Here is an 18,866-nt window from a genome sequence, read left to right as displayed (position 1 = left end):
TCGTGAAACGACGGATCGCCCTCGGATTTGTACTCGCCGTGGTTCTCCTTGCTCTCCTCGTCAGTGCGGTCGGCAGTCGGGACGTCGCCGCCGAACTCGGACGGGCGGATTACCGCGTGCTCGGTCTCGGGGTGCTCTCGGGGCTGCTCGCGCTGACGTTTCGTGGCCTCGTCTGGGATCGGTTCGTCTCGCTGATCGATACGACGATGGCCCGCAAGCGGATCGGCCAAATCTTTCTGACCGCGATGTTTCTCAAGTACGTGACGCCGTACGGACAGCTCGCAGCGGAGCCGTTCGTCGCGTACCTCGTCTCGAGCGACGGCGAAATGGCCTACGAGGACGGATTGGCGAGTATCGTCTCCGCCGACCTCCTCAACTACATCCCCTACTACACGTTCGGCTTTCTGGCACTCGGGATGATCGCCGTCGGCGGTGCGCTCGGCGACGGAATGGTGTTGCAGTTCGCAGCATTTGCAGGGCTGTTCGTCGTCGTCGCCACGGCAGTCTACGTCGTGGTCCGCCAGCCGGCGGTCATCTATCGGCTCGTCCTCGGAATCGCGACCGCCGTCCGGCGCGTTCTCGGACGGTTTTCCGATCGATTCGACGAGCAGCTCTCACCCGCTGCCGTCCGAACGCGACTGGACGGCTTCTACGGTTCGGTCGAGACGATCACGGCCGACAAACGGACCCTGCTGATCGCAACCGTCTACGCACATCTCGGGATGGCGTTTCTCATGTTGCCCGTCTATCTCGGTGCGGTCGCCCTCGGCTATCGGCTCGCCCTGCCGGTCGCCGCTATCGTCGTCGCACTCGGGAAGCTCGGGACGATCGTTCCCGCCCCGGGCGGTACCGGCGGCGTCGAAGCGATCGTCACCGCCGGGCTGACGACGCTCGGTCAGCTCGAGCCGGCCGCCGCACTGACGGTCGCGCTCATTTATCGACTCTCTACGTACTGGCTCACGATCAGCGTCGGCGGTCTCTCCGCGGTGAGTCTCCTCTTCCAAAACGCATAGCGCGACTCCGGTGTGGTTTTTGGGGTGCCACACGTACGTCGGTGCATGAAGATCCGGGGCGAACGCGAGTGTACGGAGTGTGGGACACGCTGGTCGTACTACGAGACGGGAAGCGTCGGCTGTCCCGCCTGTGGCAGCCTCCAGAGCGTCGGCGTCGACGAGCGGACCGAACACACCGACCTTCAGGTCGAGTTCGACCTCACCGAGGTGCGAAACGCCATCGACGAGCTGACGACCGACGAACTCGCAGACCGCGCGCGCGAGAACTGTCGCGAGTACGTTCGCCGCCGCGGGTTCGTCAGCGCCGGCGATCTCCGCGACCTCGACGACAGCTATCTGGCCGCACGGGAACTCCTCCACGTCGCCGATATCGTCCGCCGAGATATCGACCTCGAGGACGACGAAGAGTACTACTTCTTCTCGCTGTTGCGTGACGCCGACGACGGCGAGCGAACCCCGGCTGCGGAGATTCCCGCGACGCTTCGTAGTGCGCGTGGACTCGCATACGCGAACGCGATCCGTGACTATCGCCGCGATCTGCGTACCTGGACGACGGACGACGACCTGACGGCCGCCGAGCGAAGCGCCGTCGAGATGCTCGGCGAACACGTCACCCGGATCCGGATGCTCGACGGCGACGTCGATCCGCGGACGGCCGACCGACTGGTCGATGCCACTCGCGACCTGGCGAACGGACTCCGCGGTGACGAACTGGCGCTCACGCAGGCCCGGGACAGACTCGAGGACCTCGAGTTCGCGCCGTAACTGGGTCTCCGCGTTCGAACCGACCCATTGGAGGAAGTGCGTCACCGCTCGGATCGGAGCAGCCACACGAACTCCGTGAGGGGGGCGAGACGGGACGGCGGAACCGCCCTGAGTCGGCCGCCGATTTGTGAGGGGGGAGTCACCGAAAACAGTGTGACGTAACCGGGCTCGAGACAGGTCTCGTTTCAGGGGAGGGTGACGTCGACGTCTTCTTGCAGGCTCGCAGCCTTGACCGTATTGTACAGTAACATCGCGCGCGTCATGGGACCGACGCCCCCCGGGACCGGCGTGATCGCGCTGGCCTGTTCGGTCGCGCTCTCGAACTCGATGTCGCCGACGAGTTCGTATCCCTTCTCGTTGTCGGCGTCGACGCGGTTGACGCCGACGTCGATCACGACCGCGCCCTCGCCGATCATCGAGCCGTCGACGAGCTCCGGAACGCCCGCGGCGGCGACGACGATATCGGCGCTGCGGGTCTTTTCGGCGAGGTCGTCGGTTCGAGAGTGACAGACCGTCACCGTCGCGTTGCCGTCTTCGGCCTTCTGAATCAGCAAGTTAGCAAGCGGCTTGCCGACGATGTCCGATCGGCCGACGATCGTGACGTCTTTGCCCTCCGTCTCGACGCCCGCCGACTCGAGTAACTTCTGGACGCCGTGGGGCGTACAGGGTCGGAATCGGGCGTCGCCGGCGACGAGGCGGCCGACGTTCTCGGGGTGGAAGCCGTCGACGTCCTTTACGGGATCGACCCGGCGGATGACCTCGCGGTAGTCGACGTGGTCCGGAACGGGCGCCTGGACGATGTAGCCGTGGACCTCGGGGTCGTCGTTCAGCGCGGCGATCTCGTCGTACAGTTTCGCGGGCGGTGCGTCGCCGTCGACGTCGACGTGGACGCTCTCGATGCCGACCTCCTCGCAGTCGCGCTGTTTCATGTTTACGTACGTCTCACTGGCCGGGTCGTCGCCCATCAACACGGTTGCCAGACCCGGCCGTGAACCGGCGTCAGCGAGCGTCTCGATTGCGTCGGTCAACTCCTCGCGAATCTCGCTGGCGACGGCGTTGCCGTCGATGATTTCGGTCATTACTCGAGTGGGCGACCGCGAGACTAATCAACCCTCGGGTTCGTGCGCAGATGCCCCCTCTATTGCGTCGGTAGTATCCACGAATGTGGATATCTTTGTGACTGCTGTCGGGCGTGTCAGCGCTGTCGTTCGCCGCGGACGAAAACGTTGCTAGCGGTTTCGTGTCGTTCGGTTTCCGTTGGAACGCATATTTGCATCATCTGTATCACCATTAACAATGGATTTAATATTGTGGTTCGTGATATCGCTTCACAGGCTATCGATGACAGGAGACGATTTCAAGCTGATCAACGAGCAGATCGGTCCGATCGCGGCGATCGCATTGTTAATCGGGACGGCGGTGGGGATGAGCATCTTCATCGTGCCGACGCAGATGGCAGCGGTGGCGGGGCCGAGTATCGTCGTCGCGATTTTACTGGCAGTGATTCCGATGGTGCTTGGAATCTTGCTGTTGTTGCAACTCGGCGGTTCGATACCGGTCGCTGGCGGCGCGTACGTCTACGCTTCCCGGCTCGTCGGACCCTACTGGGGGTTTCTCGGGGTGGCAGTCCCAATTATGTCCGTCTGGGCGTACATCCTGTTCGCGGCGCTCGGGTTCGCCGAGTACGTCCCGGTTTTCGCCGACGTTCCGACGCTGGTTTCGGTGTACTTCCTGTTGGGTGCGTTTCTGGCGTTCAACTACGTCGGCGTCAAACTGGCCGCAAACGTCCAGATGGTGCTCGTCTCCATCCTCCTGGCAGCGATGGTCACGTTCTCCGTCGGCGGGTTCACGTCGTTCGACACGTCGAACCTCACGCCGATGTTCCCCGCGGGCGAGGGCGACCCGTTCGCCGACGGCTACGCGCCGTTCTTCCTGGCGGCCGTGACGCTGTACATCCCGTTCCAGGGGTTCGCGATGATCATCGAGATCGGCGAAGAACTCGAGAATCCGGCGAAGAACATCCCTCGCGTGCTGGCCGCCGGGATGGCGATCGTCGCCGTGTTGACGATCGCGGTCATCGTGGCGCTGGTTGGAGCGGTGCCGTGGGAGTCCATTATCGGTGACGACGGCCAGGCTGTCGAAGGGGGTCTCGCGGCCGTCGCCGAGGGTATCCTGCCGGGCTGGGCGATCGCGTTCGTCGCGATCGGCGCGCTCGTCGCGGCGGCGACGACGATCAACACGCTCTACACGTCCTATTCGCGGACGATCATGCGCGCCGCCCGTGACGACGTGATTCCGGGGTTCTTCTCGGACATTCACGACCGGTTCGGCACACCGAACCGCGCGCTCCTGTTGCTCGCGGTTCCGCCGTTGCTCGCCGCGCCGCTTATGGGCCCGTTCGACGGTATCCTCGCCGTCGACGTCCTCGACTGGCTCGTCACGGTGACCGTGACGGGAATCTTCATCAGCTTCATGATCAGCGGCGTCGCGCTGTGGAAGCTCCCGACGGTCTTTCCGGACCGGTACAAGTACTCGTTCTACAAGCTTCCGCTGCCCGTGTTGAAGGTCGTCGCCGTCGGCAACGTCGTCGTCTCGGCCGTGTTCATGGTCTTCGTCGCCCTCGGAGCACCGACGGCGCTGCTCCTCCAGTTCGGCTGGATCGGGCTGGTCTCGCTGCTGTACGTCTACCGGATCCGAACCTACGACGGGGAGGAGGATCTGCGCGAAAAGATGGCACTGCTGCACAAACACGAAGCGATCGGTGGCGATAGCAGCAGTCAGGGCGACGATTGACCGCGTCGTCTCACCGATCGATCATTGCTAGTGGCCTCGACCGCATCCGCATCCCGGTGGCGACGACCCTGCTCGGCTATAGTAGCCACTGAAACGATTTACACTCTGATCGTAACGCCGTACTGCGATCAGGCGTGCATTGACTTTCAGTGGCTACTATAGCTCCTGGCGGACGGTATCGAAAATTGTTGCCGTTCGGAAGTCGTGTTCGACGCCGTCGTGGGTCTCGTTGGTCTCAACAGAAACAAGAACGTCCGCCGTTCGGTTCGAGTGGCACGGACGGGAACTGGCTACGCATCGTCTTCACCGACCGTCTCAGCCCTCGAACCCGTTTACTCTGCGGTGTCTCGCTCCGCCGTGACGAAAAGAGCGGAAACGGACTCGAAACCGTCGTGTTCGGCCTCGACTCCTTCAGTTTCCTCGAGCAAGCGCTCGGCCTGTCGCTCGTGAATCGTTCGGACGACGCCGAGGGCGTTCCCGTCGACGTCGACGCCGGCGTTCTCGAGGTCCGGCGCGATTCGGCTCTGCCAGGCGCCGTCCTCGAGTCGGACGACAGCGCGGTCGTCGACCGACAGCGGCGGGGTCCCGGCGGCGTGGTCGTCGACGCCGACGACGTCGTGGGTTTCGCTCGCCTCAAGGAGCCCGACGACGTCGGCTTCGGGAACGTCGGTCGGCGCGTCGGCCATGACGTCGTCGAAGACGACGGGATCGATCGGCGCGTCCATCGTCTCCGGTCGCGGCGTCGAATCGCCGTCGCGCTCGTGCTCGATGGTCCCCTCGGCGATCGGATCGCTGGCGTCGGCCACGTTCGGAAGCGGCTCCGAGCGGTAGGGCTCCCCGTCGCCGAATCGGACGGGAACCACGCCGATCGTCTCGGCGGCCGTCAACGCGTCGAACAACAGCGGCCGCTCCGCGTCGTAGGCGTCGAGATCGAGCCCCAGTCCCGCCGGCGGTTCGGCTCGTACGAGCGGATCAGGGACGGGAGCGACGGTCTCGCCGTTTTCCTCGCGGAGTCGCCGCGGGTACGGCGCGTCGCCGGTCTGTTCGTCCGGAAGCTCGCTCAGGACGAGCATCGGCTCGCCCTCGTGCTCGTCGACGTCCCAGTCGACGTGATCGCCCGGTTCGGCGCCCATGAACTCGGCGACCGGCGTCAACTCGAGTGCCAGCTGTGCGGCTGCGGACTCGCGAGTCTCTCGGAGCTCGAGACTTCGGTCGTCGTCTAAAATGGTTCCGGTCGGGTTAATCGACATCGGCGGCGCTACGGCCAGCCGGCTGAAAAGGCGCGTGCCGGCGAGTGACAGTGATCTCGAGGGGGTCGCAAGACGACTCGAGAGCGCCTCACGGCGGAGGGTTCCGAACCGATCACGCCAGTCCCGACCGAACGGTCTCCGAGAGCGACGCGATCCGAGCGTCGTGTTCGTAGCCGTCCCGGATGCCGTTGCAGACGAACGCGAAGGCGAGGTCCGTCTCGGGTTCGGCCCAGGTCATGCTGCTGCCGAGGCCCCCGTGGCCGAACGTTCCCGCCGGCGAGGGGACGCCGCGGCGGTCGGGGAGCGCGCCGCCGCGCTGGAAACCCAGTCCGTATCGCGAAGCGGTGCCGACGCCGCCCGTCGGCGGCTCCTCGACGTGCAGCGCGATCGCTTCCGCGACGGTGTCTTCGCTCAGCAGGCGCGTGCCGTCGAACTTGCCCCCGTTCAGATAGCAGGCGTAGAATCGCGCCAGTTCGCGCGCCGGGCCGATCCCGGTCCAGGCGGGGTTGATCCCCTCCTGTACGTCCTCCCGATTGTAGGTCTCCGCGGCCTCCGCGGTCGTGTAGCCGGCCATCAGCCCCGGCTCGCCGACCCGGTCGTAGGGCTCGAAGCCGACCAGCGTCGCGACGTCGACGTCCTCGTCGTCGGGCCGACCGATGTGAGTCCGATCCATCCCCAGCGGCTCGAAGACGTGCTCGCGGGCGAACTCGTCGATCCGTTCGCCCGTGACCTGCCGGACCAACTCGCCGACGATCCAGCCGAAACTGTAGAACTGGTAGCTGGTCTCCTCGCCGGGTGAGAACTCCAGGTCCGCTTCCTCGACGCCCGCCGCCAGCGCGTCCGGGTCGGTCCACACCTCGTACTCCCAATCGACTGGCGTCTCCGGGAGGCCCGACTGGTGGGTCAGGACGTGGCGGACCGTTACCAAAGCTTTCTCCGAGTCCTCGTCGGCGAACTCGGGCCAGTGGTCGACGATCGGATCGTCGAACTCGAGTGCCCCTTCGTCGGCCAATACGTGAACGCAGGCCGCCGCGAGCGGCTTCGTGTTCGAGAACAGTACGAATCGCGAGTCGGGTTCGGTCTCGACGTTGTCGAAACCCATCGAGTTTCGACCGCCAACTGAGCTTTGCTCAGTGCTGCCGTCGGGGTTCGCCTCGTCGGTCGGGAGGTCGTCGTCCCCGTCCTCGGTAGCCGTGATTCCGCCCGCGAGGTCGACGACCAGTTCCTCGCCCCGGTAGACGGCCAGTTGCGCGCCGTGGTGGAGCCCCTGGTCGAGTTGGTACTGAAAGAGGCGTTCGACCCTCTCGAGTCCACTCACGATCGTTTCCGGCTCGTCCGTCTCCTCGAGTCCGTCCTCGAGTCGCTCGAGTGCGCCGTCGCCCCCGCGAGTCGTTTGTGCCGCGGTCGGTCGGCCGACCAGTGCGAGCAGCCCTCCCGAACCGAACGCGGAGAGCACCGCCCGCCGGCCGGTGGTCGGTTCGTCCGCTCCCATACGGAACGGACCACGGTCTCGAGGGGAAAACCACTGCACGCGTATTCCGGTCCAGTCGACGGGTCCGTGCCGCCGCGGACCGCGACCGGGCGGCGCTCGGACCGGATCCGTCGTCGCCGTCGGCCTTCGGTTGTTCCTCGGACTCAGCGAACCCGCTACGGCGCTTCGTCAGTGTCTTCCTCACCCTCTTCCTCTGTCGTCTCCTCCTCTTCTTCCTCTTGTACTTCGATCGACCCGGCATCGGGGTCCGGGTCGTCGTCGGAGATGTTCCGCGTCTCGAGTCGTTCTCGGTTCGCCTCGGCGTCGAACCTGGCTTCGTCGGATATCGGTGGTATGACCGCTCGCCGCGGTTTCGGAACGGTTCAGTCGCTCGGACTGTGAGCGTGTCAGATCGGTCTCGGCGCGCAGTCTATGTTGAGTGATATCTCGTGTCACGCATGACCGTTTCGGATGCATCTCCAGACGATAGCCAGCCGGCAGGAACGGCGGCGAAGAATCGGTCGAGAACGGGACGGTGCGATCGGCGAACGGTACCGCTGACCGGTTCAGTTACTCGTACAGCGGGTTCGCCGCACAGAGGTCGGCGACTTCCTCGCGGACCTCCTCGAGTACGTCGTCGTCCGCCGGGCTATCGACGACGCGGGCGATCAGCTTCGCGACCTGTCGGCAGTCGTCCTCGTCGAAGCCGCGAGTCGTCAGCGCGGGCGTCCCGGCGCGAATACCCGACGGATCGAACGCCGAGCGGGTCTCGCCGGGCACCGTGTTACCGTTTAAGACGATACCGGCTTCCTCGAGCGCCTCCTCGGCGTCGCCGCCGGAGGTGTCGGGGTGGCTTTCCCGGAGGTCGACGAGCACGAGGTGGTTGTCCGTGCCCTCGGAAACGAGCGAGAAGCCGTTCTCGACGAGTTCCTCGCCGAGGGCCTTCGCGTTGGCGACCGTCTGCTCGGCGTAGTCCTCGAATTCGGGCTCGAGGGCTTCCTTGAAGCCGACGGCCTTGCCGGCGACGTTGTGCATGAGCGGACCGCCCTGGCCGCCGGGGAAGACGGCGGCGTCGATGTCGTCGGCGTACTCCTCGTCGCACATGACGATGCCGCCGCGGCCGGCGCGGATGGTCTTGTGCGTCGAGCCGGTGACGAAGTCGGCGATGCCGACCGGCGAGTCGTGAACGCCCGCGGCGACGAGACCCGTGATGTGGGCGATGTCGGCGAGGTGGAGCGCGCCGACGTCGTCGGCGGCCGCCTGGATGCGATCCCACTCGATTTCGCGCGGGTACGCGGAGTAACCCGAGACGATAATATCGGGTTCGAACTCCGCGGCGTGCTCGGCGAGTCCCTCGTAGTCGACGTACCCCGTCTCGGCGTCGACCTCGTACTGCTCGACGTCGTACAGCTGGCCGACGAAGTTCGCCGGGTGGCCGTGGCTCAGGTGACCGCCGTGGGTCAGATCCAGCGAGAGGATCTTGTCGCCGGGCTCTAACATCGCGAAGTAGACGGCCTGGTTGGCCTGGGTTCCCGAGTGGGGCTGGACGTTGATGTGCTCGGCGCCGAACAGCTCCTGTGCCCGGTCGATCGCGAGCTGTTCGACCTCGTCGGCGTACTCACAGCCGCCGTAGTACCGCGAGCCCGGGTACCCTTCGGCGTACTTGTTCGTTAGCGCGCTCCCCTGGGCGTCGATGACCGCCTCGCTGACGTGGTTCTCGCTGGCGATCATCTGCAGCGTCTCTCGCTGGCGGTCTACCTCTCCCTCGAGTGCGTCGGCAACGGCGGGATCGACCTCCCGAACGTGCTCGTGGTCCATGTGCAAGGTGCCGGCTGGGGACTGTATAAGTGTACCCGATTCGAACGCGTCTCGCCCGCGGCGATCGAGTCTGTGTCGACGGCGGCGGCGGTTGTACGTTCGCCGGTTCGCCGGTTCGCCGAGGCCGGAGCGACCCAATGTAATATTTTTGACACCCGATACAACTAACTTTCTCGAGGAACATTCAGCGTACCGAATGATAGAGTGGGCGGTCGAGGACGGCACGCTCCGCGTCACCGACGCCGACAGCACCGAACTGTCGGTTCGTGGCGGAACCCTCGCCGTCGACGGAGCAGGACCAGACATCCCCCGGCCGGTCGACGAGACGGTTGCCGTGACGACCGACGAACTTCGATTCCCACACGCGGTCGCCTACGCGTTCTCGCTGGGCGCCGGCGAGCAACACGAACTCGACCCCGACGGCTCGCCGCTGTCGCTGTCCCCCGGCGAGTACGTCGTCGACGTCGACGCGGAGATCAAGACCTATCTCCGGTTTTCCGGTCGGGCGACGATCGAGAAGACCGACGGCTACGAGGAGACCGTCGTCACGTTTCCAAACCGCGTGCGCGTTATCCTCGGCTTTCGCAGCCACCACGAGTTACCCACGGGGACGATCACCGTCCCCGACGACCCCGAGTCGATCGCGACCGCGATCACCCACCTCTCGGCGTCCCACAAGACCGACGGTCCCGACCGAACCTATCCGACGCTTCGGGGCCACCCCGCGCTACTCGAGTCCGGCGACGAACTCTCGATCCCCGACGAGATCCGAACGGAACACGCGCCCGCCGGCATCGAACTGATCGTTCCGGCCGACTACGAGTCGCTGTTCGTGACCGCGCCGCTGGCCTACTACCTGCAGGCGACGGTGACGACGCGTAAGTCGACCGCCTCCGGCCCGGACTACGTGACGCTTCGCCTCCCCGAACACGGGATCGAACGACGGCTATCGGCGATGCCGGACCTCGAACGCGACGTCGAGCGGCTGCTTCGGAAGGTCTTTTTCTTCGACTGTCTCGTCCGCAACGCCGGCCCCTACAGCACGGAACTGGCCGAACGACGCCTGCTCGAGGTGCTCGACCTCGACGCCGAGGACCTCTACGAGGCGAGTCCCCAGCGACGGCTCGCGACCTACCTCGAGATTTCGGACGCCGCGATCGAACACCGGCTTCCCGACTGGCACCTCGCGACGTACGTCAGCCCCGACTACGGCAGCGTCGACGCCCTTCCGTTCCTGCTCGATCGCATGAGCCTGCTCTACATGCCCCGCACGTCGGAACTCGAGGGAAAGGAACTCGTCGAACGCTCTCTCGAAGACTTCTATCGCGGCGGCAGTCGCTCGAACGCGGGGCGAGTCGCCTCGGTCGACATCGTCAAACCCGAGCTTCGAAACGGACGCGTCCACGGCTGGCTCGCAGACGGCGTTCCGATCGACGTCTTCAAGACGACCCGCGAAGCCTACCGCAATCGGCTCGACTTCCTCGAGCGCTCGCGTGACGCCACGTCAATCTGCGTCGTGTTGAACGATCCCGACATGGCCGGCGAACACGACGACGTCGCGACGATCTATCGACAGCGCTCCGAGGAGCTGTCGATGGACGTCACCGTCGAGGAATCGCTCACAACGGCCGAACTCGCCCGGGTCTTCGAGCGCGAGTACGATTTCGTCCACTACATCGGCCACTGCGAAACCGACGGATTGCGCTGTCCCGACGGCAATCTCTCGACCTCGACGCTCGAGCGCTGTAACGCACAGACGTTCTTTCTGAACGCCTGTGGCTCCTACTACGAAGGCATGGGTCTGATCGAGAACGGCAGCGTCGCGGGCGCGGTGACGTTTTCGAAGGTGCTCAACGATCACGCGGTCAAGGTCGGCTCGACGTTCGCCAAACTCCTCGTCCACGGCTTCAGCATCGAGCGCGCGCTCGACCTCGCGCGACGGCGGATCATGATGGGGAAAGACTACGCCGTCGTCGGCGACGGCACGCACTCGCTCACACAGGGCGAACACCGCGTACCGATCACCATCACGCTAGAGGAACTCGAGGACGAACCCACCGGTGCCGAGTATCTGGCTACCTTCGACTGTTACTCGACGCGAGTCACCGGCTCGTACTACTTCCCGCACGTCGAGGCCAACGACGTCGCCTACCTCTGTGGCTCACAGTCGAACTTCACGGTCACGGAGTCGGAACTGGTCACGGTGCTCGAAGAAACGGAGGCGTCAGTGATCTACGACGGGGACGTCTACTGGTCGACCACGCTCGCGTCCCAGTTCGACGGGTGAGGCGGGTCGCTGTGACGAGTTTCCGGCGAACCGCAACTGCGCTGCGGTTGTCCCGGCAACGACCGCCAGTGGTCCAGACGAATGCTACGGACCGCCGTACGTACTGACACGCTTCGCTCGTATCGCTGGTCGATCCGCCGGGTCGGTCGGTCGGACGCTATCGAGGACCGCGGACAGCGTCCACCATCGTCGCGTGTGTCTATCACCCATACGATACTACAATAACAGATCCATGGTAAATATCTATTGTCATATCACGGATAAATTACCGGCGTAACTTACGCGGTAGTTCAGTCGCCGGCTGTAAGATATTTCTCTGACACCTACTTCTGCCAACGACGAACCTGCCGGGAACTGATTAGATCACGAACAAAAAATTACCCGCAGCACCGCCAGAGACGATGTTCTGGTGTGAAAACGGCCACCAAAATTAAGTAGTATCCGTTCGTTTACTTCTGTATAGACATGGCCTCGAATTTACTCAACCATCAGATTGACGATATCCTCGACTCCGTACTCGAGGATGCAACCGGGGACGTCTACATGGTCAACCCATCGGCGGACGCCATCGAGGAGTTCGTCTCCGTAGCAACCGCGTTCGACGGCGACCGGCCGTCGGTACACATGCTCGCGGACGAACGGACGCTCAAAGACGTCATGGACGACTTCATCGTCGCCTCCAACGCCGCCGATCTGATCAGTGAGGACGTACTCGCACTGCGAACGCTCGAGGAAGCACCCGAGAACTCGCTGTTGATCACCGACGACCGCGTCATCGCCGTCGTCCACGCCGGCGACCGCGTCGGCGGGCTCGTCACCGACGAGGAGAGCTTCGTCGAGGACACCTACGACACCTACGCGGCCCGCTGGGAGGACGCCTCGCAGTTCAACCTCCGGACACCGCCGATCACGGCTGTCCGCGACACCCTCTCCGAGGAGATCAGCCCCGACGCCGAGGAGGACTTCACATCGATCCTCAACTCGCTCGAGACCGCCCGCGGCGACGGCGACGGGCTCGACGAAGTGACGATTTCGCTGCTCGTCGCGGCCAAAAACGAGGCGTTGCTCTACGACATCAGCAAGTGGGGCGAGGACGTCGGCATCGCCTCGAAAGCGACGTTCAGCCGGACGAAGACCAAACTCGAGGATATGGGCCTGATCGACACCGAGAAAGTCCCGATCGACGTCGGCCGCCCGCGCCTGCGTCTCAAGATCGGCGACGACCGACTCCGCGAGGCCGACAACGGCCAGCTGGCGACGGTCGCACAGAGCATACTCAACTAGAACCGAACTTTTCCGCTGCGGGTGCGCCGTAGGCGCACCCTCGGGAAAACTTCGATGAAAAGCACTCCTCCTTCCATTCGCTCGTCCTTTCAATCCTCGCTCACATCAGTCGTCGGCCCGCTCGCTCACACCGTTCGCTCGCGGTCGGATACGGTGTGACCGCCTGCCGTTCCCCGTTGAGCGAACCCGAAGGGTTCGCGATGCTCGGAAGACGCGTAGCGTCTTCCGTTGGGTCGCGCGCCTCTCGCAGTTGCTCGAGGCGCGCTCCCGGCCGTTCGATTTCGTTCACTCGACCGTTCGGTTTCTGCTTCGACCGCGGGGTAGCACCGGGACATGACGCAAACCCCAAGTCGTCGCCGTGAGAGGAGTCGGATATGTACGAGGCCGTCCGCGCCCAGCCAGACGGGAAGAGTTCGGTCGCCGAGTTCGTCGAGCGGGCGGCCGACTACGGCTTCGATGGCGTGGTCGTTCGCAACCACCACGACTCGAGGGCCGACTACGACGCCGACGCCCTGAGCGCGGAGTACGGCATCGACGTCGTGGCCGGCCTCGAGGTCCACGCCGAGGATCAGCAGACGGCGAGTGGCTCCGTGGGGAACTACCGAACCACCGAGACGATTCTGGCGATCCATGGCGGAACGCCGGCGTTGAACCGCTTCGCCGTCGAGACGGACAAGGTCGACGTGCTGGCCCATCCGATGGCCGACGGCGGCGACGTCAACCACGTCATCGTCAAGGCCGCCGCCGACAACGGCGTTCGCCTCGAGTTCGACCTCTCCGGCGTGCTCCGACTGAGCGGCGGTCGTCGGGTTCGAGCGATCCAGTCGCTGCGCAAGCTCTGGGAGATCGTCGACCACTACGACGCGCCCTACGTCGTGAGCGCGGAGCCGACCTCTCACCTCGAGGTGCGCGCGCCCCGGGAACTGAAAGCCGTGGGCGAGCAACTCGGTCTCTCGCGGGAGTTCGTCGAAGACGGCCTGGTCGAGTGGGGCCGCCTGGCGGAGCGCAACCGTCGGATTCAGTCCGAGTCGTTCATTGAGCCCGGGGTCGAACGTGGCAGGTATGAAGAAGAGCCGTGAGGACCACGCCGCCCGCTTCGACGAGAAAGCCGGCGAGTACGACGAGTCGAAATCCGACGAGTACCGCGCCTGTGCGAACCTCGTGGTCGAACACGCCGCTCCCGAGAGCGACGACGTCGTCCTCGACCTCGGCACCGGAACGGGCGCCATCGCGCTCGCGCTCGCCCCCGACGCCGAGCGGGTCGTCGGCCGCGACATCAGCGAGGGCATGATGAACGAGGCTCGAGCGAAAGCCGACGAGGAGGGCCTCGAGAACCTCGAGTTCGGCGCGGGGAGCTTTCGCGAGCCCGACTACGACGACGAGGTCGACGTCGTCACCTCGAACTTCGCCTTGCACCACCTCTCGGACGCGGAGAAACGGGAGGCGATCGACGTGATCGCCGGGCTCGAGCCCCGCCGGTTCGTCCTCGGGGACGTGATGTTCTTCGGCGAGCCGGATCCCGACGAACCGTTCTACTCGCCCGAGGTCGACGATCCGGCGACCGTCGGCGTCCTCGCCGACGCGTTCACCGACGCGGGTTTCTCGCTGACCGCGGTCGAACGCGTCCACGACCAGGTCGGCGTACTGGTCGCCGAGCGGACGCCGACCACCGCCGAGACGGACGGCGTTCCCCTCGAGAACGATAGCAGCGGAGACGGCGGCAACGAAGACGATAGCGACGGGAGCGAGTCCGTCGACGGCGACGCCGCGTCCGGGGCATGAAACACCTCCCGAAGCACCTCCAGCCGCGCTGGCGGTACCTCGCCGTCGAACTCGAGAGTCGCCCCGGAGCCGCGATCGACCGCCGGGCGTTCCAGCGCGAGTGCTGGTACGCCGCGCAGAACCTGCTCGGCGACCCGGGTAGCGCCCGGGCCGATCTGACCGTCGTCAGGTTCGGCTTCGACGCCGACAGCGGTCGGGGACACGCGATCGTCCGGGCACGCCGCGGCGAGTCCGAACCGGCGCGTGCGGCGCTGGCCTGTCTCGACGAGATCGACGGACATTCGCTGGGGCTTTTCGTCCGCGGTATCAGCGGCACGATCCGGGCGGCAGAGGAGAACCACCTTCGACGATAATTCGGCGCTGCGAACCGCTGATTCATCTCCGAAACCGCGGATCGAATCGTCCCGCGTGCGACCGACACTGGCGCGATAGTGGCCGCAGAAACGGCGGTTTTTGCGAACACCGGCTTGCGTTCCTTGAGTCTTCGTGTACCGGAGACGACCATCGCGGTAAGAAAACTATTTAGGACGCCGCGGGCAAGATTCGGGAGAGAGAAACGTCGTGTTCGGGAACGAAGAGCGAGTCGCCGTCTTGCGAGGTTGCAGTGCAGATGCGCGACTCGATGAGGCGTTTGCGGACGCGACAGACCTCGATTACGATTACGATTTAGCGTGATACTATGCAGGGACAAGCCCAACAGCAGGCGTACGACCGCGGCATCACGATCTTCTCACCGGACGGCCGACTCTACCAGGTCGAGTACGCTCGCGAGGCCGTCAAGCGCGGCACGGCGAGCATCGGCGTCCGAACCGCAGACGGCGTCGTTCTCGCCGTCGACAAACGAGTCCCCTCCCCGCTACTCGAGGACTCGAGCGTCGAGAAGATCCACAAAGCAGACAACCACATCGGCATCGCAAGCGCCGGCCACGTCGCCGACGCCCGCCAGCTGATCGACTTCGCGCGCCGACAGACGCAGGTCAACCAGCTCCGCTACGGCGAGCCGATCGGCGTCGAGACGCTGACCAAGGAAGTCACCGACCACATCCAGCAGTACACGCAGGTCGGCGGCGCCCGACCGTTCGGCGTCGCGCTGATCGTCGGCGGCATCGAAAACGGCGAACCGCGCCTCTTCGAGACCGATCCCTCGGGGACGCCCTACGAGTGGAAGGCCCTGGCCGTCGGCGCCGACCGCGGCGACCTCCAGGACTACTTAGAAGAGAACTACGACGAAGAGGCCGACCTCGACGGCGGCATCGCGCTCGCACTCGACGCGCTCGCGTCGGTCAACGACGGCTCGCTGCTGCCCAGCGAAGTCGGCCTCGCGACGGTCGACGTCGAGACCGAGGACTTCGAGCAGTTCGACCACGACAAGATCGAGTCCCACCTCGAGGAGAACGACCTCCTCGACACCGGCGAGGACGACGAGTCCGACGAATAACGACAGTAATCGAGACGTCGACGGCGGTCGTGACCACCCGGTTACCGCGGCGACGACCGGACGTTATCGACTGCCGTCAGGAAAAGCTCTTTTACTCGGCCGGGGGAAGGTCACCGTATGATATCACTCGACGAGGCGGTGACGGCGCAACTCGAGTCCCACGGAGCGCGCTTCGAGGTACTCGTGGATCCTGACGCGGCGCTGGCGATCAAACGCGGCGAGTTCGACGGTGACCTGGAGGAGGTCATCGCCGCCGAGGACGTCTTCGAGAACGCCTCGCGGGGCGACCGTCCCGCCGAGGACGACCTCGAGACGGTCTTCGAGACGACCGATCCGCTCGAGATCATTCCCGAGGTCATCAAGAAAGGGGAGATCCAGATCACGGCCGAGCAGCGCCGGGAGATGCAAGAACAGAAGCGAAAGCAACTGATCGACACCATCGCGCGCAACGCGGTCAATCCGCAGATGGACAACGCCCCCCATCCGCCCGACCGCATCGACAACGCCCTGGAGCAGGCCGGCTTCACGGTCGATCCGATGGAGCCCGTCGAACAGCAGGTCGACGATGCCCTCGACGACCTGCGGCCGGTGATTCCGATCCGCTTCGAGGAGGTTACCATCGCGGTCCAGATTCCCGCCGAGTACGCCGGCAGCGCACAGGCACAGGTCCGCCAGTTCGGCGACTTAGAACGCGAGGAGTGGCAGGCCGACGGCTCCTGGATCGGCGTCCTGACGTTCCCCGCAGGGATGCAAAACGACTTCTACGACGTGGTCAACGAACACTCGAGCGGCGAAGCCGAGACGGAGATCATCAAAGATAAGGACGACCTGAGCACGCGGTGACGGTGATCGGTGGCGGTTTCACCTGGCCACGAGTCGGTCGTCTACGTTTCTCCTATCGTTAGCCCCTGTGATACCCGATCAGAAAACCGCTGGTGAACCCGGCGCCGACCGTCGCGACCGAGAGCGCCGACTCGAGCCAGTGGACGCCCTCCGCGGCCCGTTCCTGCGTATCGAGTAATCCCGCAGAGAGGCGATTCCAGTCGACGATGATAATCTCCTGGGACTCGAGGTAGCGAAAGGCCATCAACTGCGCGCCGATAACGAGCGCGAGGAGTTTCGCGACCTGTTTCGTCGCAAATCCGAGAATGCCACCGAGGATCGCGCTGGCGCCGAACTCGAAGCCGAGGGTCGTCGGATCGACGTCGAACATCACGACTTCGCTTTCGGGTGCGTCGAAATGACTGTTATGGTAACGTGAGATTCGCTAATATCGATATATGTGTTTGACTGTCAGAGAAAACGCCGGCGATCAGCCCCTCGAAAACCGGCTGAAACGGCGTTTCGAGTCACCAATCGCCAGACGACGACGTGCACGGGATTCAAGGCGGTCCGGCCCGTACGTCCGCGTATGAGTGGCGTTCGTCAGGCGACGACGGAGGTGACCGACCGGCATCGCTACTCCTGATTCGGTCGGGCAACCGCCGCATCGAACGCAGCGTCGTCGCAAGCGACGCGTTCGACCGTCGACTCGCCGGCGAGAGCCCCTCGACTCGAGTCGTCACGAACGAGCAAGCCCGATCCGAACTCGCGGTCACGATCACGACCCAGAGCACGAACACCACGTCACATCCGCATGAAAGCGATCATCGCAAAGCGCGTCGATTCAGGAACGCCCGACACGAGTGAGATCCGCGACCTCGCCGCAGCGGCGGGGTACACCGTCGTCGGCGAAGTTACACAGTCCAGAACGGCCGACGCCGCCCTCCAGCTCGGCGAGGGGAAAGCCGAGGAACTCGCCGACGAGGTCGCCGCGACCGGCGCTACGACCGTCATTTTCGACAACCGACTCGGTCCCTATCAGACGTACAACCTCGGCCAGCTGCTTCCCGAGGGCGTCGAAGTCATCGATCGCTTTACGCTCATCCTCGAAATCTTCGGGCAGCGCGCCCAGACGCGGAAGGCACAGCTGCAGGTCGAACTGGCGGAACTCCGTTACGAACTGCCACGAGCGGAGGCCAAGACCAGCCTCGCCAAACGCGACGAACACCCCGGCTTCATGGGGCTCGGCGAGTACGACGAGAGCCGCGAACAGGACATCAAAAACCAGATCAGCCGGATCAGAGACGAACTCGAGCAGATCGAGCAGACCGAGGAACACCGCCGGGAGCGCCGGCGCGACTCCGGCTTCGATCTGGTCGCGCTCGCGGGCTATACGAACGCCGGCAAGTCGACGCTGCTGCGTCAGTTAGCCGACGACCTCACCGTCGAGGAGAACGAGGACCTGCACCCCGACCTCGACGCGACGGCCGAGTCGCAAGACAAACTGTTTACGACCTTGGGGACGACGACCCGACGAGCCGCCATCGAGCCCCGCGACGTGCTCGTGACCGACACCGTCGGGTTCATCAGCGACCTCCCCCACTGGCTCGTCGAGTCGTTCAAGTCGACGCTCGACTCCGTCTACCGGGCCGACCTCGTCTTGCTCGTCGTTGACGTCAGCGAGCCGATCGACGAGATCCACGAGAAGCTCGTCACCAGCCACGACACGCTCTACGAGCGCAACGAGGCGCCGATCGTCACGGTGTTGAACAAGATCGACACGGTCGACGACGAGGAGCTCGCGGAGAAACGCGAGGCGCTGTCGGCGCTCGCCCCGAATCCCGTCGCTGTCAGCGGACGCGAGGGGACGAACGTCGAGGAGTTACTCGAGCGCATCGACCGCGAACTCCCCGACTGGGAGGAAGAACGGCTCCTTTTGCCGATGACCGACGACACGATGAGCGTCGTATCGTGGCTTCACGACAACGCCCACGTCGAGGACGTCGATTACGGCGACGAGGACGTCGTCGTCTCCTTCGAGGCCCGTCCCGCGGTGATCTCTCAGGCGCGCTCGCGGGCAAGCGAGTTGCGGACGGCGGCGGCGGAGTCGGCCTGAGTCACGAGTTACTGTCCAATCGTGATA

Annotated in this window: 15 protein-coding genes and 2 pseudogenes; 12 read left to right on the top strand and 5 right to left on the bottom strand. The window is 64.7% G+C overall.

The annotated features are described in order from the left end of the window. Window positions 1-2: 2 nt before the first annotated feature. The gene (locus tag C493_RS00875) at window positions 3-1,013 is read left to right on the top strand and encodes a lysylphosphatidylglycerol synthase transmembrane domain-containing protein (RefSeq protein ID WP_007257495.1); all 1,011 of its coding nucleotides are present in this window, start codon (window positions 3-5) and stop codon (window positions 1,011-1,013) included. Window positions 1,014-1,058: 45 nt separating this feature from the next. After that, the gene (locus tag C493_RS00870) at window positions 1,059-1,778 is read left to right on the top strand and encodes a DUF7117 family protein (RefSeq protein ID WP_007257494.1); all 720 of its coding nucleotides are present in this window, start codon (window positions 1,059-1,061) and stop codon (window positions 1,776-1,778) included. A 185-nt stretch (window positions 1,779-1,963) separates the two neighbouring features. Here C493_RS00870 and C493_RS00865 read toward each other — a convergent pair whose 3' ends face one another. Next, the gene (locus C493_RS00865; protein ID WP_007257493.1) at window positions 1,964-2,857 is read right to left on the bottom strand and encodes a bifunctional methylenetetrahydrofolate dehydrogenase/methenyltetrahydrofolate cyclohydrolase; all 894 of its coding nucleotides are present in this window, start codon (window positions 2,855-2,857) and stop codon (window positions 1,964-1,966) included. 262 nt (window positions 2,858-3,119) lie between these two features. On the opposite strand from C493_RS00865, the gene C493_RS00860 reads away from it, so the two are divergent. After that, window positions 3,120-4,571 (top strand): APC family permease, encoded by a 1,452-nt coding sequence (locus C493_RS00860; protein WP_007257492.1) that lies wholly within the window; start codon window positions 3,120-3,122, stop codon window positions 4,569-4,571. A gap of 332 nt (window positions 4,572-4,903) precedes the next feature. Here C493_RS00860 and C493_RS00855 read toward each other — a convergent pair whose 3' ends face one another. From C493_RS00855 to glyA, 3 genes are all read right to left on the bottom strand, one after another. Then, a complete protein-coding gene (locus C493_RS00855) occupies window positions 4,904-5,821 on the bottom strand; it encodes a hypothetical protein (RefSeq protein ID WP_007257491.1) in 918 nt (305 codons plus the stop codon). Window positions 5,822-5,933: 112 nt separating this feature from the next. Then, entirely contained in the window at window positions 5,934-7,313 is a 1,380-nt protein-coding gene (locus tag C493_RS00850) for an EstA family serine hydrolase (protein WP_007257490.1), read from the bottom strand. Between the two features lie 549 nt (window positions 7,314-7,862). Continuing rightward, window positions 7,863-9,110: a serine hydroxymethyltransferase gene (gene glyA / locus C493_RS00845; RefSeq protein ID WP_007257489.1), complete on the bottom strand. Its 1,248-nt coding sequence runs from the start codon at window positions 9,108-9,110 to the stop codon at window positions 7,863-7,865. Between the two features lie 196 nt (window positions 9,111-9,306). On the opposite strand from glyA, the gene C493_RS00840 reads away from it, so the two are divergent. From C493_RS00840 to C493_RS00805, 8 genes and pseudogenes are all read left to right on the top strand, one after another. Beyond that, window positions 9,307-11,397 (top strand): hypothetical protein, encoded by a 2,091-nt coding sequence (locus C493_RS00840; RefSeq protein WP_007257488.1) that lies wholly within the window; start codon window positions 9,307-9,309, stop codon window positions 11,395-11,397. A 465-nt stretch (window positions 11,398-11,862) separates the two neighbouring features. Continuing rightward, complete coding sequence (tbsP, locus tag C493_RS00835; RefSeq protein ID WP_007257487.1) at window positions 11,863-12,681, top strand: transcriptional regulator TbsP; 819 nt, start codon at window positions 11,863-11,865, stop codon at window positions 12,679-12,681. 374 nt (window positions 12,682-13,055) lie between these two features. After that, window positions 13,056-13,760, top strand: coding sequence for an RNase P subunit p30 family protein (locus tag C493_RS00825; protein WP_007257485.1), 705 nt, complete (start codon window positions 13,056-13,058; stop codon window positions 13,758-13,760). Continuing rightward, window positions 13,744-14,463: a class I SAM-dependent methyltransferase gene (locus tag C493_RS00820; protein ID WP_007257484.1), complete on the top strand. Its 720-nt coding sequence runs from the start codon at window positions 13,744-13,746 to the stop codon at window positions 14,461-14,463. The genes C493_RS00825 and C493_RS00820 overlap by 17 nt, the downstream gene beginning before the upstream one ends. Further along, window positions 14,460-14,813, top strand: a pseudogene (locus C493_RS00815) (Rpp14/Pop5 family protein); the annotation flags it as partial. The gene C493_RS00820 and the pseudogene C493_RS00815, both read left to right, overlap by 4 nt. Window positions 14,814-14,982: 169 nt before the next feature. Next, window positions 14,983-15,138: pseudogene (locus C493_RS23700) on the top strand (Rpp14/Pop5 family protein); the annotation flags it as partial. 4 nt (window positions 15,139-15,142) lie between these two features. Continuing rightward, window positions 15,143-15,901 (top strand): archaeal proteasome endopeptidase complex subunit alpha, encoded by a 759-nt coding sequence (gene psmA / locus C493_RS00810; protein WP_007257482.1) that lies wholly within the window; start codon window positions 15,143-15,145, stop codon window positions 15,899-15,901. A gap of 117 nt (window positions 15,902-16,018) precedes the next feature. Then, on the top strand, window positions 16,019-16,744 hold the full coding sequence (locus C493_RS00805) for a ribosome assembly factor SBDS (protein WP_007257481.1): 726 nt from the start codon (window positions 16,019-16,021) through the stop codon (window positions 16,742-16,744). A gap of 58 nt (window positions 16,745-16,802) precedes the next feature. Here the strand turns inward: C493_RS00805 and C493_RS00800 are convergent, their stop codons facing one another. Continuing rightward, window positions 16,803-17,114, bottom strand: coding sequence for an FUN14 domain-containing protein (locus C493_RS00800; protein WP_007257480.1), 312 nt, complete (start codon window positions 17,112-17,114; stop codon window positions 16,803-16,805). 423 nt (window positions 17,115-17,537) lie between these two features. On the opposite strand from C493_RS00800, the gene hflX reads away from it, so the two are divergent. Beyond that, a complete protein-coding gene (gene hflX, locus C493_RS00795; protein ID WP_007257479.1) occupies window positions 17,538-18,839 on the top strand; it encodes a GTPase HflX in 1,302 nt (433 codons plus the stop codon). The last annotated feature ends 27 nt before the right edge of the window (window positions 18,840-18,866 follow it).

It is taken from the genome of Natronolimnohabitans innermongolicus JCM 12255 (genome assembly GCF_000337215.1).
Classification (GTDB): Archaea; Halobacteriota; Halobacteria; order Halobacteriales; family Natrialbaceae; genus Natronolimnohabitans; species Natronolimnohabitans innermongolicus.
This window is presented reverse-complemented; position numbering and strand designations above follow the sequence as displayed.

What these genes read in the sequence shown, in the direction of transcription:
- glyA (WP_007257489.1), bottom strand. Translation starts at nt 9,110, where the DNA reads ATGGACCACGAGCACGTTCGGGAGGTCGATCCCGCCGTTGCCGACGCA.
- C493_RS00805 (WP_007257481.1), top strand. Translation starts at nt 16,019, where the DNA reads ATGATATCACTCGACGAGGCGGTGACGGCGCAACTCGAGTCCCACGGA.
- C493_RS00860 (WP_007257492.1), top strand. Translation starts at nt 3,120, where the DNA reads ATGACAGGAGACGATTTCAAGCTGATCAACGAGCAGATCGGTCCGATC.
- hflX (WP_007257479.1), top strand. Translation starts at nt 17,538, where the DNA reads ATGAAAGCGATCATCGCAAAGCGCGTCGATTCAGGAACGCCCGACACG.
- C493_RS00870 (WP_007257494.1), top strand. Translation starts at nt 1,059, where the DNA reads ATGAAGATCCGGGGCGAACGCGAGTGTACGGAGTGTGGGACACGCTGG.
- C493_RS00850 (WP_007257490.1), bottom strand. Translation starts at nt 7,313, where the DNA reads ATGGGAGCGGACGAACCGACCACCGGCCGGCGGGCGGTGCTCTCCGCG.
- C493_RS00820 (WP_007257484.1), top strand. Translation starts at nt 13,744, where the DNA reads ATGAAGAAGAGCCGTGAGGACCACGCCGCCCGCTTCGACGAGAAAGCC.
- C493_RS00865 (WP_007257493.1), bottom strand. Translation starts at nt 2,857, where the DNA reads ATGACCGAAATCATCGACGGCAACGCCGTCGCCAGCGAGATTCGCGAG.
- tbsP (WP_007257487.1), top strand. Translation starts at nt 11,863, where the DNA reads ATGGCCTCGAATTTACTCAACCATCAGATTGACGATATCCTCGACTCC.
- psmA (WP_007257482.1), top strand. Translation starts at nt 15,143, where the DNA reads ATGCAGGGACAAGCCCAACAGCAGGCGTACGACCGCGGCATCACGATC.
- C493_RS00825 (WP_007257485.1), top strand. Translation starts at nt 13,056, where the DNA reads ATGTACGAGGCCGTCCGCGCCCAGCCAGACGGGAAGAGTTCGGTCGCC.
- C493_RS00800 (WP_007257480.1), bottom strand. Translation starts at nt 17,114, where the DNA reads ATGTTCGACGTCGATCCGACGACCCTCGGCTTCGAGTTCGGCGCCAGC.
- C493_RS00855 (WP_007257491.1), bottom strand. Translation starts at nt 5,821, where the DNA reads ATGTCGATTAACCCGACCGGAACCATTTTAGACGACGACCGAAGTCTC.
- C493_RS00840 (WP_007257488.1), top strand. Translation starts at nt 9,307, where the DNA reads ATGATAGAGTGGGCGGTCGAGGACGGCACGCTCCGCGTCACCGACGCC.